Here is a 15,600-nt window from a genome sequence, read left to right as displayed (position 1 = left end):
AGGAGGCGGACAGCATGGCACTCCCTCCGGGAATCACCAAAAAACTGCTCCAGGCCACCAGCGATAAGACAGACTTAAACAAACAGGCTCTCCGGTTCAACCGTTCCTTTAAGGAAGTTGGCAAACTCCTGGGCTCCGGTTCAGCCAAGGCCAAAAAGGACAAGGATAAAAAATAACCTCCCAAAAGAGGACACATCCGCAGCTGTCTGTTTCTCACAGGAACAGGCAGCCGCGGACGCAGGGATTCCAAAAGGAGCCACAGCTAAAAACCATGAAACTCCCGGCAAAAAAATTTCCAAAGATTTTTTCTCGAAAAGTGTTGACATTTTGCTTTTTAGGCGATATAATGGCGAACGTGCTGTTGAGACAGCTGCACAACAAAATGAAAAAAATGCGCCTTTAGCTCAGTTGGTAGAGCAGTAGACTCTTAATCTATTTGTCCAGGGTTCGAGTCCCTGAAGGCGCACTAAAAGGTCTGATTTTGCAGATATTGGAAGCTGCGGGGTCGGACTTTTTTGTTGTCCTCCCCCGCTCTGTCCTATGCTTCATCCAGGCGGTATTCCTGTATCTTACGGTATAACGTAGCCTTGCTGATACCCAGGGCATCTGCCGCGGCCTGCTTGCCGTAGGGACCTGTAAAACGCTGCAGCGCTTTCTGTATCAGCTGCCGTTCCTGCTCCTTCAGGTTAAAGGGCCCGTCGTTCTGTTTAAAATCAGGAAGCCGAAGCACGTCCTCTTCCGTGATGATTCCGCTGGTGTTTATGGATATAAGGTAGCTTAAGACCTGTTCCATCTGTTTGAAATTGCCAGGCCACGAATGGTTCTTAAGCATGGTAAGGGCCCTGGAGCTGCAGGCAACCTTCTTTTTCTCAAAATCCTGATAGTAAATCAGATACTTCTGAATATAGTAGTCTATATCCATATCCCTCTCCCTGATTGGCGGAATACACAGGATAGCGGGATAAAACAGGTTAAAGAGACGCTTGGAAAACGCGTTGTGGTCAGCCATCTTAGACAGGTCCTCCAGGGTGGTGGCAATGAGGCGGATGTTGTGGTTTTCCAGCAGGGTAATGTTATCCGCCAGCTTTAGCTGAAGCCAGTAAGGAAGCCTGGGAATCTCCTTTAAGCACACGGTAATATCCCTGCCGCAGAATATGCCGGTCTCCTCGTCAAATACCTGGTTGGCAAAATTCAGGTCCGAAAATGCATTGCAGTCAAAAATCACCAGCTCCTGCTGGGCATAGCGCCCGCTGTTATGTATGGCCTTTACCCACATCTCCTTGCCCAGTCCCCTCTCCCCCTGTATGACCATGTAACGGCTTATTTCCGAAATTTTCATCACGTTCTTTTTCATCTTCGTCAGAACCTCGCTGGTTCCCTCAAAGTAGTCCAGAGACAGATTCCTGCTGGCATCCTGGAAATAGCTCTGCTCCGTCACAAGATTCTGCTCCAGCACAACATACTCCAGCCGTTTTCCCATAAGGAACTCAGAATCAAAAATCTGATGCTTTGCGTGAAGGCGGATACTCCTGTTCTCCGCCCTCATATCCAGCCAGTTGCTGTTCCTTCTCTTAATGACCTTCACCGTTTCCCGGAACAGCTCCTCTCCTATCCCCATTCTCTGCATCTGGATCCGGGCATTCTTGTTGACCTTTGACACCCGCCGGTTCTCTATCAGGACAGCCCCGTCCTCCATGGAATCCACCAGGTCGGAAAGGGCGTGCTCCGTCACATGCAGGGCATCTTCAAGAAGGTATGACTCCGCAATCCTGGTAATGACCTGTCCCACATGAACCGCAAGGTTTTTATAATATTCTGTATGTTCCAGCATATCCTTGTGTATCTTCTCATCATAGCACAGCACGGACAGAGTTCCCAGAAAGGCCTGCCTGATATACAAGGGCACCACCACCTCTGCCTTTCCCGTACAGATGCGGTTGGTGCTGCATTTGCGGCAGATGCTGCTGTTCCTGTTTCTCACAAATACAGGCTTCCTGTCCGTCTTGGCCTGTTCAATGGCGCTGTAGGGCTGGTTTTCATTGGCATAGATAATGGACCTGAAAATGCCTGTGCCCGCAACTCTCATGGTATTCTCATCGTTCACATCGTACTCCAGGCAGGTAAATCCCGCATAAAATTCAATCTCCTTCTGCACAATGGCTGCGCAAGCGCTTAATACGGATCGTTTCATTTCTTTCCCCCATTTATCTCATAATGAGATTATAGTCTCAATATGAGACAGATACAAGGGGCATCTCCATTTTTCTATTCTTTTCGACTCCCCCTCACTTGAATAATCACCTTGGGATTAATAGAATTACGGTAACCTAGGTAAATAAAATATAAGTGAGGGAATGTTATGATTTGCAAAGAAATACCAAAGACCATGTACTGCCACATCGGTGGCTCAGGAACCTGGGGATGCGAATTTCCCGAAGATTTAAATATGGAAGGCATTACCCTGTTAAAACGGGACATGGAATTTGAAACCCCGTTTGGAGTCACCGCCTGCATGAAACTGTACGAAATGGATGCCTCCATCACGGCAGATCACAAAACCCGGCAGGTACTTTATGTGCCTTTCCACGGCTGGAAGGGACTCTCACCTTACAATGACACTCCCAGCGAGCGCATTTTCTGGGCATTGAGGGAAGCCGGCGTGAAATACATACTGGCAGACGGCAGCGGCGGCGGCATCAATCCCCTGCTGGAGCCGGGCGACATCATATGTCCCCAGGATTTCATTGATTATACAAAGCGTGTGTCCTATCTGGGAAAATTCACCCCCTACAGCATGCGCATGAGGGAAATCATATGTCCCGACCTGCACAGGATACTTTTAGAAAAGGCCTCCGGCGTATTCCGCCGTGTGTTCCGCACCGGCATCTACGGCGTTGCGGAAGCCCCCAGATTCGAGTCAGCTGCTGAAATCCAGAAAATGTACGCGGATCACTGCGATGTGTGCGGACAGACCATGATGCCGGAAGCGGCGTTGGCCAGGGCCATCGGCGCCTGCTACGCGGCCCTGTATGTTATCAGCAATTCGGCCGAGGGAATCAATCCCAACTGGGAACGCTCCATTTTTGACATTTATTCGGAATGCGCACCGGTGGTGGGAAAGGTCATGCTGGAAGCCATGGCTGCCATCAATCCTGAGACTATGAACTGCCACTGCGGCGAAAACATTATAGAGATGCCCAAGGCCGTACAGAACCGCCTGGACATGTAGCGGGTATACACAGAGGAGGAAACTATCATGAAACATTTAAAGTTATTTACAGCATTGGCGCTGACAGCCGCCATGACCGTATCATTGGCCGGATGCCAGGGCAAGGCTGCTTCATCACCAGACGCAGGAACCCAGACAGCGGCAGACTCCGGCGAAACGGATTCCAACGGCTCAGCCTCCAAGGAAGCAGACGCAAAAGCTCCGGCTGACGGTCAGACCGTCCCCAGCGGCGGCTCAGAGCCTTTCAAGGTTGCCCTTATGATCGGCATCGGCGGACTGGGAGACGGCGGATTCAATGACAGCATGCTGGCCGGTGTGGAAGCTGCCAAGGCTGATTACGGAATCGAGTATCAGCTGGTGGAGCCCAAGGAAATATCTGAATTTGAAGCCAACTTTACCGACCTCTCCGCATCCGGCAAATACGACCTGATCATCGGCGGCGGCTTTGATGCCGTAGAAGCCCTCCAGAAGGTGGCCTCCGAGTTTCCGGAGCAGAGATACCTGTTCGTGGACGGCGAGGTGACAGGATGTGACAACGTGACCAGCGTCCTGTTTAAGGACAATGAGAAAACATATCTGGTGGGAACTGTTGCGGGCCTTAACACAAAGACCAACAAAATAGGCATGGTGGTTGGCGTGGACAGCCCATCCCAGAATATCTTCGTGGCCGGGTATATGGCCGGCGCCAAAGCTGCCAACCCGGATGTGGAGGTAATTGTCAAATATGTAGGCTCCTTTGCCGATACCACCACTGCCAAGGAACTGGCACTGGCTGAGGCAGACGCAGGCGCCGACGTCATTTTTGCCGCTGCCGGCGGTTCCGGACTGGGCGTGTTCAACGCTGCACAGCAGGGAACCTTTAAGGCCATCGGCGCAGATGTAAACCAGTGTCTCATCGACCCGGACCACATCATGTTATCGGCTATCCGCAAGATTGATGTAGTCATCAAGGACGGCATCAAATCAGCCATAGACGGTACTCTTGAAGGTGGTACCATGGTACCCGGACTTAAGGAGGACGCACTGGGCATCACAAACGAAGGTTCCAAGGTAGAGATTGATCCTGCCAGCCTTGACGCTGCCCAGACCGCAAAGGATAAAATCATCTCCGGCGAGATCACAGTTCCTTCAACCATAGACGAAGTTAAATAACCGGCTGCGAAAGGTGCTGCTTACCACAAGCAACACCTTTCCTTTCACACAGGGAGGTCCCAATGTATGCAATAGAGATGCAGGGTATTACCAAAACCTTTCACGGCTCCTATGCCAATAAGGAGGTATCCCTCAAGGTAGAACAGGGCGAGATACATTCCCTTTTAGGCGAGAACGGCGCCGGCAAAACCACCTTGATGAAAATTTTGTTCGGCCTTTATAAAGCCAACAAGGGACGGATTCTCATTAACGGCAGCCCGGCAGCCATCCGTTCGCCCCATGACGCCATAGATTATGGCATATCCATGGTCCACCAGCATTTTGTTCTGGTAGGCAATCTCACCATCACGGAGAACATCATCCTGGGCCATGAACCGCGCAAAGGCATTTTACTGGATCGCGGCAAAGCCCGCCAAAAGGTGGATGCGCTCATCCGCCGGTATCACTTTGATCTGAATCCTGAAAGCAGGATAGAGAACCTGTCTGTGGGAGAAAAACAGCGGGTGGAGATCCTCAAAGCCCTTTACAACGAATCTTCCATCATACTTTTAGACGAACCCACGGCGGTCCTTACCCCCCAGGAGGTGCAGGAGCTCTTTGCCATGCTCAGGCAGCTAAAGAAGGACGGCAGGACCATCATCATTATTACCCACAAGCTTAAGGAGACCCTGGCCATTGCGGATAACATCACCATACTCCGCAGGGGAGAGAACATCGCCTCCCTTCCGGCAACCCAGGCCACAGAAGACAAGCTGGCTGAGCTCATGGTAGGCCGACCCATATCCTTTGATGTACAGCGGGTTCCCTACGATGGGTCCGGCCCCGTCAAGCTGGGTCTTAAGAATATCTGCCTTAAAAAGAAGGGCCGCCCCGTACTCACTGATATCAGCCTGGAATGCAGGGCAGGCGAGATACTGGGCATTGCAGGCGTGGAGGGAAACGGACAGACCGAACTCATTGAGGTGGTCACAGGGATTGAGAATCATTTTACAGGCCAGGTCTGCTGCGGATCCCAGCCGGTTTCCGCCATCTCTCCCCGCAGGATGCTGGACTATGTGGGCCACATTCCGGAGGAGCGCGGCAAACGCGGCTTTGTAAAGGGATTTTCCAATTGGGAAAACCTCATTCTGGGATACCATTACCGGCCCGAATACGTGAAACACGGCTTTCTGAACATCAGACGCATCAAACAGGTTGCCAGGGACACCATAAAACAGTTTGATGTCAGGACAGACGGCATCGACCAGCTCACCAGTTCCCTGTCAGGGGGCAACCAACAGAAGCTGATCATCGGGCGCACGCTCCTTCACCAGTCCAACATTATTGTGGCTGCCCAGCCCACCAGAGGCGTGGATATCGGAGCAATCGAATACATCCACCAGCATCTCATGCAGATGAGGGACTCAGGTTCCGCCATCCTGCTGATCTCCGCTGACCTGGATGAGGTTATAAAGCTGGCCGACCGCATTGCGGTGCTCTATGAGGGCAGAGTCGTGGCCGAAAAGGAGACCGGCGCATTTACCAAAACAGAACTGGGCTATTATATGCTGGGAGGCAATGCCCGGAAGGAGGCAGCAGACAATGATTAAATATCTGAAAAGCCGTACCATGGCATTTACCTTGATTTCCTTCCTGATCTCCCTGGTATTGGCGGGCATCATCATAGCAGCCGCAGGGTATTCCCCGGTGGAAGCTTACTCCGCCATGCTGGGAGGCGCGTTCGGCAGCACCTATAACCTGGCCCAGACTGCCGGCACAGCCATTCCCCTGATATTTGCAGGACTGGCCATGGCAGTGGCGTCCAAGGCCGGTATCTTCAATATCGGTATAGAAGGGCAGATTCTGGCGGGCGCCCTGCCTGCTGCCCTGGCAGGCACTTATATCACGGGACTGCCCGCCGTCCTGCACATACCTGTATGTATTCTGGTGGCTGCCATCTTCGGCGGCATATGGGCCATGCTGGCGGCTGTGATTAAGAATAAGCTGCAGATAAGCGAAGTCATCATCACCATCATGCTGAACTATGTGGCTTTGTACCTGGTGGAATACCTGGTGAACAATCCCTTTAAATCAGAGGGAATGGTGGTAAGGACAGAGGAGATACAAGACAGCGCAAGGCTGGTATCCCTGGTAGCCCATACCAGGCTGAACACAGGCATCTTCATTGCCCTCCTTGCCGTATTTCTGTTTTGGGTCCTTTTCTACAAGACAAAGCTGGGATATGAGATGCGGGCGACAGGGGACAGCCCATTTGCCGCGGAATCAGCCGGCATCAACAATAAGAAAAACCTGCTGGCAGCCATGTTCATTTCCGGCGCCCTGGCAGGCATTGGCGGCGCCTGCGAAGTTATGGGCGTACAGGGTTATTACATATCCGGCATGACCACAGGATACGGCTTCAGCGGTATCGCCATTGCGGTCATGGGACACAACCAGCCCCTGGGAACCCTGGCCTCGGCCCTGTTGTTCGGAGCCCTTAACGCAGGTGCCTCCAGCATGAACCGTATGACGGACATTCCCGGCGAGTTCATCTCCGTTCTCCAGGCCCTTATCATACTGTTTATCTCCACACCCGGAATCGTAATTGCTATTCAAAATCTGTACAAAAGAAGGAAGGCGGTGACATCATGAGCGGACAGATTCTCTCCCTGTTAGCCGGCATGGTCCGGGTGGCCATACCCATTTCCTTTGCCGCCCTGGCCGGTATGCTGTCAGAGCGGGCCGGAGTCATCAATATGGGGCTGGAGGGCATCATGCTCATCGGAAGCTTCTTCGGAGTGGTGGGCTCCTATGTGACAGGCAGCGCCTGGATGGGCCTTCTCTTTGCCGCCCTCTCCGGTATTCTCATGGGTCTGGTTCTGGTGACTCTGACCGTGGGCTTTAAATGCGAGCATGTATTGGCAGGCGTGGGCATCAACATCTTTGCCTCCGGCATTACCATTGTCCTGCTGGAAATGATATGGGGCACCAAGGGCAAGTCCAGCATGGTGGCGGGACTGGGCATGCTGCGTGTGCCTGTGATTTCAAAAATTCCTGTCATTGGGGATATCATTGGTACCATTTCCCCCCTGTTCTACATCCTGGTTCTCTGCGTCTTTCTTCTCTGGTTCCTCTTATACAGGACGCCGGCCGGTCTGAGAATCCTGGTCATCGGAGAAAACCCCGAGATGGCGGGCACCATGGGAGTCAACGTATATAAAATGCAGTATCTCTGCGTCATGGCCAGCGGCATGCTTGCCGCCATAGGCGGCGCCTACCTGTCCATCGGGGATATCAACATGTTCAGCAAAGACATGGTATCAGGAAGAGGTTATATCGCCCTGTCCATGGTGATACTTGGAAACTGGAAGCCGCTGTGGGTGGCGCTGGGAGGCCTGGTGTACGGATTTGCCCAAAGCCTCCAGTTCAGACTGCAGGGAGTCAACATTCCTCCCCAGCTGGTACAGATGCTTCCCTATATACTAACCCTTGTGGTGCTGCTGTTTGCCAGGAAGAAAAGCTCCGCGCCAGCTGCGTCGGGAAAACATTATTACCAAAAAGGAGAGTAACCGTGGGTAAAATTCAGATAGACACAGAGCACGCCAGAAAGATGGCTGATGATTATTCCTATGTGATGCGTTCCTTTGCGGACGCATACGCAGCCCAGAAAAAGGGGGTGAAAATCCGTCCCCGCCTGGGCGACCATATGCCCTTTAATTATATGAGAGAACGTCAGACCCTTACCTTCCTGTTTTACCCGGAACTGAAGGAGGCTGCCTATGAAATATCCCGTATCATAGGAGAAAGTATCACCTCGGACCAAATCAGGGGAAAGACACTGCCGGAAATCATGGAAAGCAACCAGCCCATTGCCCAGAGGGACGGATACGCCTTTGAGGAAGTAGTGGAAGCTGATGAAACCCACGCAGTCTACAGGCATTATGAATGCGCGGACTGTTACGGCCTTCCCAATATACATTCCAAAATATGCGTGTACGAGGCAGGTACGGCTGCGGGCATGTTCTCCACCGCCCTGGGAAAACCCTGCCGGGTAACAGAGACAAAATGCTGTGCCAACGGCGATCCTTACTGCGAATTCCTGGTCGAAGTGCTGTAATGCTGTATAAACCAGCTGAGGAATCCCTCCCCCAGGCATCACCGGATCCGGTGGTATCTGCGGGGAAGGGGATACCCGGCGATTCCGCCCAGTAAATAATGAACTTTTTCGATAAGCCTTTTTGATAATTAACTTTTTTCGAAAAAAATGTTGACATTTTTCTTAAAACGCATTATAATAGTGGACGTGTCACTTAAAGAAACAAATGAATCGCATGCGCCTTTAGCTCAGTTGGTAGAGCAGTAGACTCTTAATCTATTTGTCCAGGGTTCGAGTCCCTGAAGGCGCACTAAAAGGTCTGACTTTGCAGATACGAAAAGCTGCGGGGTCGGGCTTTTCTTTGTTATATAAAACTTATCCCACACTATCATACAGGAGGAATCATGAAATATTTACACCGAACCGCCGGAATCGTAACCGCATTTTGCCTGATGATTATTCTTTTCATCACTTCCGTGGAGGCAGTGGTATACTGGACGCCCGGTTATTTTGAAAAGGAATACACCAAATACAATGTGCTGGACAGCTTGCCGTCCATGACCATGGACGATCTTCTCCATGTGACGGATGAAATGATGGATTATCTCAGAGGCGGCAGGGAGGACCTCCATGTGACCACCACCATGGGAGGGGAACAGAGGGAGTTCTTCAATGAACGTGAAATCGCCCATATGGAGGATGTGCAGGTCCTTTTCCTGAAGGCCCTGTCCATCCGCAGGATATGCCTGGTCCTTGGAGCCGGCCTTCTCATCCTCATGGCTGCCACCAAAGCCAGGATGGGACGGGTCCTTCCGCCTTCCCTGTGCATGGGGACCGGACTGTTCTTTGCGCTGATTACGGCCCTTGGACTCATCATATCCACTGACTTCACCAAATACTTCATCATGTTCCACCATATCTTCTTCAGCAACGACCTGTGGATTCTGGACCCTGCCACGGACATGCTCATCAACATTGTACCTGAAGGCTTCTTCATGGACACGGCTGCCCGCATTGCCCTGCTCTTTGGCTCCCTGTCCCTGATTCTCTTTGGAGTCTGCCTGCTCCTAACTATAAAAAACCGCAGGAAAGTAAGCTGAATGGACACAGATTCAAAAATAACGCCCCTCTCCAGCCTTTACTTGAAGCCGCAAATCCTTTATACTGTATCTTAGCAAAGAAGTGAATGGAGAATATTAGGATGAAGCGATTCCTTATGTTGTTTATATGCCTCTGCCTGTGTGCAGGACTTTTCCCCATAACAGCAGCGGCAGCCCCCGAATGGCCCTCTGATGTGTCCATCCAGGCTGACGCGGGCATTGTCATGGACTCCGACACCGGGACGGTTCTTTATGGAAAAAACATGGACCAGCCCTATTACCCTGCCAGTATCACCAAGATACTGACAGCCCTGATTGTGCTGGAACAGTGCGATCTGAATGAGATGGTTACATTTTCCCATGACGATGTATACAATGTGGAGGCTGGAAGCAGCAGCGCCGGCATTGATGAAGGGGATGTCCTGACCGTGCGGGACTGCCTTTACGCTCTGATGCTGGCCTCTGCCAATGAGAGCGCCAATGCCCTGGCCTGCCATGTAAGCGGATCCAGGGAGGCATTCGCCCAGCTGATGAACGAGAAGGCCCGGAGCCTGGGCTGCACGGGAAGCCATTTTAACAACCCCAGCGGCCTGAATGACGAAAACCACTACACTACGGCCCATGACATGGCCCTGATAGCCAGAGCCGCCATCCAGAACCCGGAATTTCTCACCATCAACGGCACCCGAAGCTACCAGCTGGCTCCCACCAAGCGGACCCCGGAGGGAGGTTATGTGGCCAACCACCACAAGATGTTAAATAAAAATGAAGCCGTATATTATCCCGGCGCCTTTGCAGGCAAGACAGGATACACCTCCTTAGCGGGAAACACCCTGGTTACCTGTGCCAGGAAAAATGACATGACTCTGATTGCAGTGGTGCTCAACGGCCACCAGTCCCATTACTCTGATACCAAGGCTCTTTTCGATTTTGGTTTCCGCAATTTTCAGTCTCTACGGACTGTTGATTACGAAACCAGGTACAAGTCCCTGGAAAATGACATGACCATTGCCGGCATGACCTCCGGCGACAGCATATCCCTGGAGCTGGACCGGAGCGGCCGCGTGGTGATACCCAGGGACGCCGACTTCACCGACACCCAGTCCGCCCTTACTTATGATTTGGACGGCAGCCATCCCCAGGCAGCCATTGCCTGTATCAGCTATACGTACAATGACAGGCCTGTGGGTTCCGTGTACCTGTGTTCTCCTGGTTTGGAGGGAAGCGCTGCCTCCCTGACATCCCAGGACGCCTCAGGAGCCTCTGCGGTTTCCATAGGCCAGGACGGAGAGGCGGATAATCCCGCTCCTTCGGATCCATCCGGCCGCCCAGACGCCCCCGGCCTCCAGGATACACCGGAAGCACCGTCTAATGCAGAAACTCCCCACGGGCAGACGCCGGCCCCGACCCCGGCCCCCCGCCAGGACATCACTTCAAAGGAAGGGACCGCTGCCAGCATCCGGATTCCGGCCAACACCCTGGCCATTCTGGGAATCGCATTTTCCCTGGCTGTCATCATTGCTATTGTGGCGGCCGTGAAGATTCATGTGCGCAGGAAGGAAGAAGAGGACCTATACCTCAGACGCCAGCGAAGGCTGGAGCGCCTGGAAGACATCGGTTTTTCCTCCTCGGATTTTGAAAAGCTGGTGGCCCAGCGCCGCGTATCCTCCCCTCCTCTGGGAGAAAAGGGAAAAAAAGGCAGGGGACGGAGGCGCAAAAAATCCTTTTTCCGTTGAACTTCCCCCCGGCATACGCTATAATAAAAATTGTTAATTCATCTATGCAGCCGGAATGCATCTAACGCCAACAGGGGAATATGTAATGAAATCATTCCATATAAATAAAACCGACCTTAAGGCTGCTGCCATAAATCTGGTAAGGAATCTGCCCATTACCATTGAATATATGGCTGCAGCCACTTTAGTTTCCACCATATTTTTTCACTTCAGCAACAATGTAACAAATATATCCATCATATACACCCTGGCCATCATCATGATTGCCCGTGCTACCAGCTGCTACGGCGCCGGTATCCTGGCTTCTCTTTTCGGCGTATTCTGGGTGAATTTTGCCTTTACATACCCTTACCTGACTTTAAATTTCACCATGTCCGGTTATCCCATCACCTTCCTGGGCATGGCCCTCATATCCAGCCTGTCCAGCAGCATCTGCATCATGATTACCAAGCAGAATGTCCAGCTTCAGGAAAAAGACCGCATGCTGCTCAATGCGGAAAAGGAAACCATGAGGGCCAACCTGATGCGGGCCATGTCCCACGACCTGCGCACTCCCCTGACCAGCATCATCGGTTCCAGCTCCACCTACCTGGCTCAGGAGGAATATATGTCTCCTGAGGAAAAACGGAAGCTGGTCAGGAACATAGAGGAAGATGCCCAGTGGCTTCTCAATATGGTGGAGAATCTGCTTTCAGTCACCAGAATCCAGGACGAAAAAGGCGTGGCCTCCGTGGTCAAGGCAGACGAATCCCTGGAAGAAGTCATATCCGAATCCGTGCAGCGGTTCAGAAAACGGTTTCCGGATGTCCAGGTGCGGGTCAGCATTCCCGACTCCGTCATCATAATACCCATGGATGCAACCTTGATAGAGCAGGTAATCAATAACCTTCTGGAAAACGCCCTGTTCCATTCCGGTACCAATGGGCCCATTGACCTGGTGGCTGCCTCCGAAAAAAGCGGACTCTCTGTTTCCATCAAAGATTACGGCAAGGGGATTGCTCCCGAACTGCTGGATACGATTTTTGACGGCGGAGGGACATCGGAAAACCATACCGGTGACGGACACAAAGGAATGGGAATCGGCCTGAGCATCTGCAAAACCATAATCAATGCCCACGGAGGCGAAATCCATGCCGGAAATCACCTGCGGGGCGCCCAGTTTACATTTACCTTACCAGATTGGAGGGAATACTAAATCATGAATACCAAAGCCAACATCATCATCATTGAAGACGAGAAGAACATCTGTAACTTCATAGAGACTGTCCTGTCCCCCCAGGGCTACCAGGTTACCTGCGCCAACACCGGAACGGACGGGCTGAAGCTCATCGAATCCCTTAAGCCAGATGTGGTACTTCTGGACCTGGGACTGCCGGACATGGACGGCCTGGAACTCATACAGGAGGTCAGATCCACCAGCGCCCTGCCCATCATCGTGATTTCCGCCAGGACCCTGGAGCGCAGCAAGGTGGCTGCCCTGGACCTGGGAGCAGACGACTACCTCACCAAACCCTTTGGCACGGCTGAGCTGCTGGCCCGCATCCGCACCGCGCTGCGCCACAGCCAGAGAGCGGCCGGCACCCAGAGTCTTAAATATGAAGTAGGCGATCTTCTCATTGACTTTGAACGCCGGCTGGTAAAGGTAAAGGGACAGGATGTCCATTTGACCCAGATCGAATATAAGCTGGTTTCCCTGCTGGCCCAGAATGCCGGCAAGGTCATGACCTATGAGAGTATTATTTCCAAAATATGGGGTCCGTTTGCGGATAGTGACAACCAGATTCTGCGGGTAAACATGGCCCATATCAGAAGGAAGCTGGAGGAAAATCCCGCTGAACCCCAGTACATATTTACGGAAATCGGGGTTGGCTACCGGATGCGCGAGGAATAAAATAAAAAGACGAGCAAAAAGAGGACCGCCCGGACAGAGCGGTCCTCTTTTTATAAAAAGATCCTTTTTATAGAAAATATCTCCCCAATCCTTCCAGAAAATATTGTCCCGCCACAGCGCCCTGGTCCGGTACGCCCTTGGCTTTGGCAGAAAACACAGCCGCCTTTCCATACTTCGGAAGCATATCTTCGGTTGCTTTCACGCCTTCCTTTGCGCCCTCTGCCGCCCGGCGGAGCATGGCCCCCATGTCAGCGCCTTCTGCACAGGCCTCCTGGGCCTTCCTTGCCCCGGCGTCCACAGCATCCAGGATGGTACGGTCTCCCAACTGGCATTTTCCGCGGTGCGCAATCCCTCTGGCAAAACCGGCCAGAAAATCCGCAAGCTCCCCGGGCCCCATCTCTCCTTTTTTGCCAATGGCCTTTCCGCCTTCCATGATTCCGCTGGACATCAGGGTTCCCATGGTGGACGGAACCAGAGCAGCCATTTTCATACCCGCCTTCATGAGCGTTTTTCCAATATCTCCTTCCGCCTCATTATCCCGTATCAGCTGGGGCAAAGCCCCAAACCCTTTCTGCATGGTCAGCCCCAGGTCTCCGTCTCCCATTCTGGCATCCATCTCGCAGAGCTCTTCCTTTTTCTCCCCGAAGATATCCGCCGCACCCTGAAAGAGATCCGGAAGTTCATGGCATGTAATCCGTTCCATTCTATTTCCTCCTTAACCAACCAGATAAGTATTACCGGTTACACCTGGGTGTAAAACGGCGTATGGACAGGCATGTCAATCCACTGCTTCATCTCCTGGTCTGCCATGCGGCAGATGGATATGGAAGCTCCGGCCATCTCCATACTGGTGGCATATTCTCCCACAAAGGTGCGGTACACCTTAATTCCCTTTTCTTCCAGAATACGGTGCACGCTTCCCGACAGAATATACAGCTCCTCCTGGCTGGTTGCTCCCAGGCCATTAATCAGCAGGCAGACCTCCTCACCCGGATTCAGGGGCATATCTCCCAGTATCTCCCCCACGGATTCCTCTGCCAGGTCATTCGCTGTCTTAACCGGGCCGTTCCACACTCCGGGCTCACCGTGGATTCCCATGCCAAAGGCCATCTCGTCCTCTGCCAGGGTAAAGTTGGAATGGCCGATTTCCGGGATGACGCAGGGCGTCAGGGCAAATCCAACGGTTCTGGTATTTTCCTTTGCCTTTTTTGCCGCGTCCAATACTTCCTCCAGCGTTCCCATCCGGGCAGCCATGGCCCCTGCGCATTTATACATGAAGAAGATTCCGGCCACTCCCCGGCGAACCTGGGCGTCCTTATTGGAAAGCACATCATCCGCTCCCACGATGCTGGCCGTCCTGATATCATCCATATCCAGCATCTCAGCCGCCATATCAAAGTTCATAATGTCCCCTGTATAATTCCCATAGAGGAACAGGACTCCTGCCCCGGCCTCCACTTCCTTGGCCACATTGTAAAGCTGTTCCGAAGAAGGCGACTGGAACACACCGCCGACCCCGCAGCCGTCCAGCAGGTTCTCACCCACATATCCAAGGAACAGCGGCAGATGCCCGGTGCCCCCGCCGGTAATGATTGCCACCTTTCCCTGTTTCTTTTTTGCCGTACAGTAGCAGCGGAGGTCATCCTCCACATATTTCAACATATCCGGATGGGCAGCGTAGATCCCGCGCAGCATATCATCCGTATATGCTTCCGGGGCATTTATTATTTTCTTCATAGAACCTCCTAAATCCTTCTAAAGAATGATTTCTTTTGGATAAGCCCACTTCTGCAGTTCCTCCACCGGCAGGGCATGTGGTTCTGCCCCGTTTCCGGCGGCCAGAGTGATATAATACATCTCCGCGATTTCCTCCACGTACTGGGCCTTTAAGAATGCCGCGTCCATGTCCTTATCCGCTGCAATGGCGCCGTGGCTCTCCATGAGACAGCAGTCATACTCCTTCATCACTTCCGCCACCTTCTCAGCCAGGTCCACGGTTCCGGCCCGTCCATAAGGCGCCACGGGAACTGTTCCCGTCTTGCCCAGGTAGGCGCACTCATAAACAATGGGCATAATAGGCTTATTCATGATGGAAAACGCAGTGGAATAGCGGGCGTGTGTATGCACGATTGCCCGGATATCCTTTCTTTCCTTATAAATATACAGGTGCATCATGGCCTCGCTGGAGGGCTTGACCTCTGCCGCCCTCTCAATCACCTTACCGCTAAGGTCCATGACGCAGACGTGTTCCGGCCCCAGCACATCCCTGGCCACACCGCTGGGCGTTATCACCACATATCCCGTCTCCGGGTCATAGATGCTGAAATTGCCTGATTTGTGCCTGCACATGCCCAGGCGCTCCGCCTCCTTTGCAACTGCAACCACCTGCTCCTTTAATATATCAAGCATGTAAAATC

The 15,600-nt window shown here is 52.5% G+C and carries 15 protein-coding genes and 2 tRNA genes; 13 read left to right on the top strand and 4 right to left on the bottom strand.

Annotated elements, in window-relative coordinates; translation table 11 throughout:
- Nucleotides 1-14: 14 nt before the first annotated feature.
- A complete protein-coding gene (locus CGC65_RS31190; protein ID WP_002566414.1) occupies nucleotides 15-176 on the top strand; it encodes a hypothetical protein in 162 nt (53 codons plus the stop codon).
- A 217-nt stretch (nucleotides 177-393) separates the two neighbouring features.
- Nucleotides 394-466, top strand: a tRNA-Lys gene (locus CGC65_RS01360).
- 72 nt (nucleotides 467-538) lie between these two features.
- Here the strand turns inward: CGC65_RS01360 and CGC65_RS01355 are convergent.
- Entirely contained in the window at nucleotides 539-2,191 is a 1,653-nt protein-coding gene (locus tag CGC65_RS01355; RefSeq protein ID WP_002566415.1) for a sigma-54-dependent Fis family transcriptional regulator, read from the bottom strand.
- 168 nt (nucleotides 2,192-2,359) lie between these two features.
- Here CGC65_RS01355 and CGC65_RS01350 point away from each other — a divergent pair, with 168 nt between their 5' ends.
- The 11 genes from CGC65_RS01350 (at nucleotide 2,360) to CGC65_RS01300 (ending at nucleotide 13,183) form a co-directional block, all read left to right on the top strand.
- On the top strand, nucleotides 2,360-3,229 hold the full coding sequence (locus CGC65_RS01350) for a phosphorylase family protein (RefSeq protein WP_002566416.1): 870 nt from the start codon (nucleotides 2,360-2,362) through the stop codon (nucleotides 3,227-3,229).
- Nucleotides 3,230-3,256: 27 nt separating this feature from the next.
- A complete protein-coding gene (locus CGC65_RS01345; protein WP_002566417.1) occupies nucleotides 3,257-4,381 on the top strand; it encodes a BMP family lipoprotein in 1,125 nt (374 codons plus the stop codon).
- Between the two features lie 62 nt (nucleotides 4,382-4,443).
- Nucleotides 4,444-5,970, top strand: coding sequence for an ABC transporter ATP-binding protein (locus CGC65_RS01340; protein WP_007036005.1), 1,527 nt, complete (start codon nucleotides 4,444-4,446; stop codon nucleotides 5,968-5,970).
- Nucleotides 5,963-7,012, top strand: a complete 1,050-nt coding sequence (locus CGC65_RS01335; RefSeq protein ID WP_002566419.1) for an ABC transporter permease — start codon at nucleotides 5,963-5,965, stop codon at nucleotides 7,010-7,012. The genes CGC65_RS01340 and CGC65_RS01335 overlap by 8 nt, the downstream gene beginning before the upstream one ends.
- Nucleotides 7,009-7,929, top strand: coding sequence for an ABC transporter permease (locus CGC65_RS01330; RefSeq protein ID WP_002566420.1), 921 nt, complete (start codon nucleotides 7,009-7,011; stop codon nucleotides 7,927-7,929). Before CGC65_RS01335 ends, CGC65_RS01330 begins: the two co-directional genes overlap by 4 nt.
- Before the next feature lie 2 nt (nucleotides 7,930-7,931).
- On the top strand, nucleotides 7,932-8,477 hold the full coding sequence (locus tag CGC65_RS01325; protein ID WP_002566421.1) for a V4R domain-containing protein: 546 nt from the start codon (nucleotides 7,932-7,934) through the stop codon (nucleotides 8,475-8,477).
- 216 nt (nucleotides 8,478-8,693) lie between these two features.
- Nucleotides 8,694-8,766 (top strand) — tRNA-Lys (locus CGC65_RS01320).
- 94 nt (nucleotides 8,767-8,860) lie between these two features.
- Nucleotides 8,861-9,556: a TIGR01906 family membrane protein gene (locus tag CGC65_RS01315; RefSeq protein WP_002566422.1), complete on the top strand. Its 696-nt coding sequence runs from the start codon at nucleotides 8,861-8,863 to the stop codon at nucleotides 9,554-9,556.
- A 101-nt stretch (nucleotides 9,557-9,657) separates the two neighbouring features.
- The gene (locus CGC65_RS01310; RefSeq protein ID WP_002566423.1) at nucleotides 9,658-11,292 is read left to right on the top strand and encodes a D-alanyl-D-alanine carboxypeptidase family protein; all 1,635 of its coding nucleotides are present in this window, start codon (nucleotides 9,658-9,660) and stop codon (nucleotides 11,290-11,292) included.
- Between the two features lie 85 nt (nucleotides 11,293-11,377).
- Entirely contained in the window at nucleotides 11,378-12,487 is a 1,110-nt protein-coding gene (locus tag CGC65_RS01305) for a sensor histidine kinase (RefSeq protein WP_002566424.1), read from the top strand.
- 3 nt (nucleotides 12,488-12,490) lie between these two features.
- Nucleotides 12,491-13,183, top strand: coding sequence for a response regulator (locus tag CGC65_RS01300; RefSeq protein WP_002566425.1), 693 nt, complete (start codon nucleotides 12,491-12,493; stop codon nucleotides 13,181-13,183).
- Between the two features lie 67 nt (nucleotides 13,184-13,250).
- Here the strand turns inward: CGC65_RS01300 and CGC65_RS01295 are convergent, their stop codons facing one another.
- From CGC65_RS01295 to CGC65_RS01285, 3 genes are read right to left on the bottom strand one after another with little or no spacing between them, the layout of a single operon-like run.
- Nucleotides 13,251-13,886 carry a dihydroxyacetone kinase subunit L gene (locus tag CGC65_RS01295; RefSeq protein WP_002566426.1) on the bottom strand — a complete coding sequence of 212 codons (636 nt, stop codon included), beginning with the start codon at nucleotides 13,884-13,886 and terminating at the stop codon, nucleotides 13,251-13,253.
- A 38-nt stretch (nucleotides 13,887-13,924) separates the two neighbouring features.
- Nucleotides 13,925-14,920 (bottom strand): dihydroxyacetone kinase subunit DhaK, encoded by a 996-nt coding sequence (locus CGC65_RS01290; protein ID WP_002566427.1) that lies wholly within the window; start codon nucleotides 14,918-14,920, stop codon nucleotides 13,925-13,927.
- Between the two features lie 18 nt (nucleotides 14,921-14,938).
- Nucleotides 14,939-15,592, bottom strand: a complete 654-nt coding sequence (locus tag CGC65_RS01285) for a class II aldolase/adducin family protein (protein WP_002566428.1) — start codon at nucleotides 15,590-15,592, stop codon at nucleotides 14,939-14,941.
- Nucleotides 15,593-15,600: the final 8 nt, after the last annotated feature.

Source organism: Enterocloster bolteae, from assembly GCF_002234575.2.
Taxonomy (GTDB): Bacteria; Bacillota; Clostridia; order Lachnospirales; family Lachnospiraceae; genus Enterocloster; species Enterocloster bolteae.
This window is presented reverse-complemented; position numbering and strand designations above follow the sequence as displayed.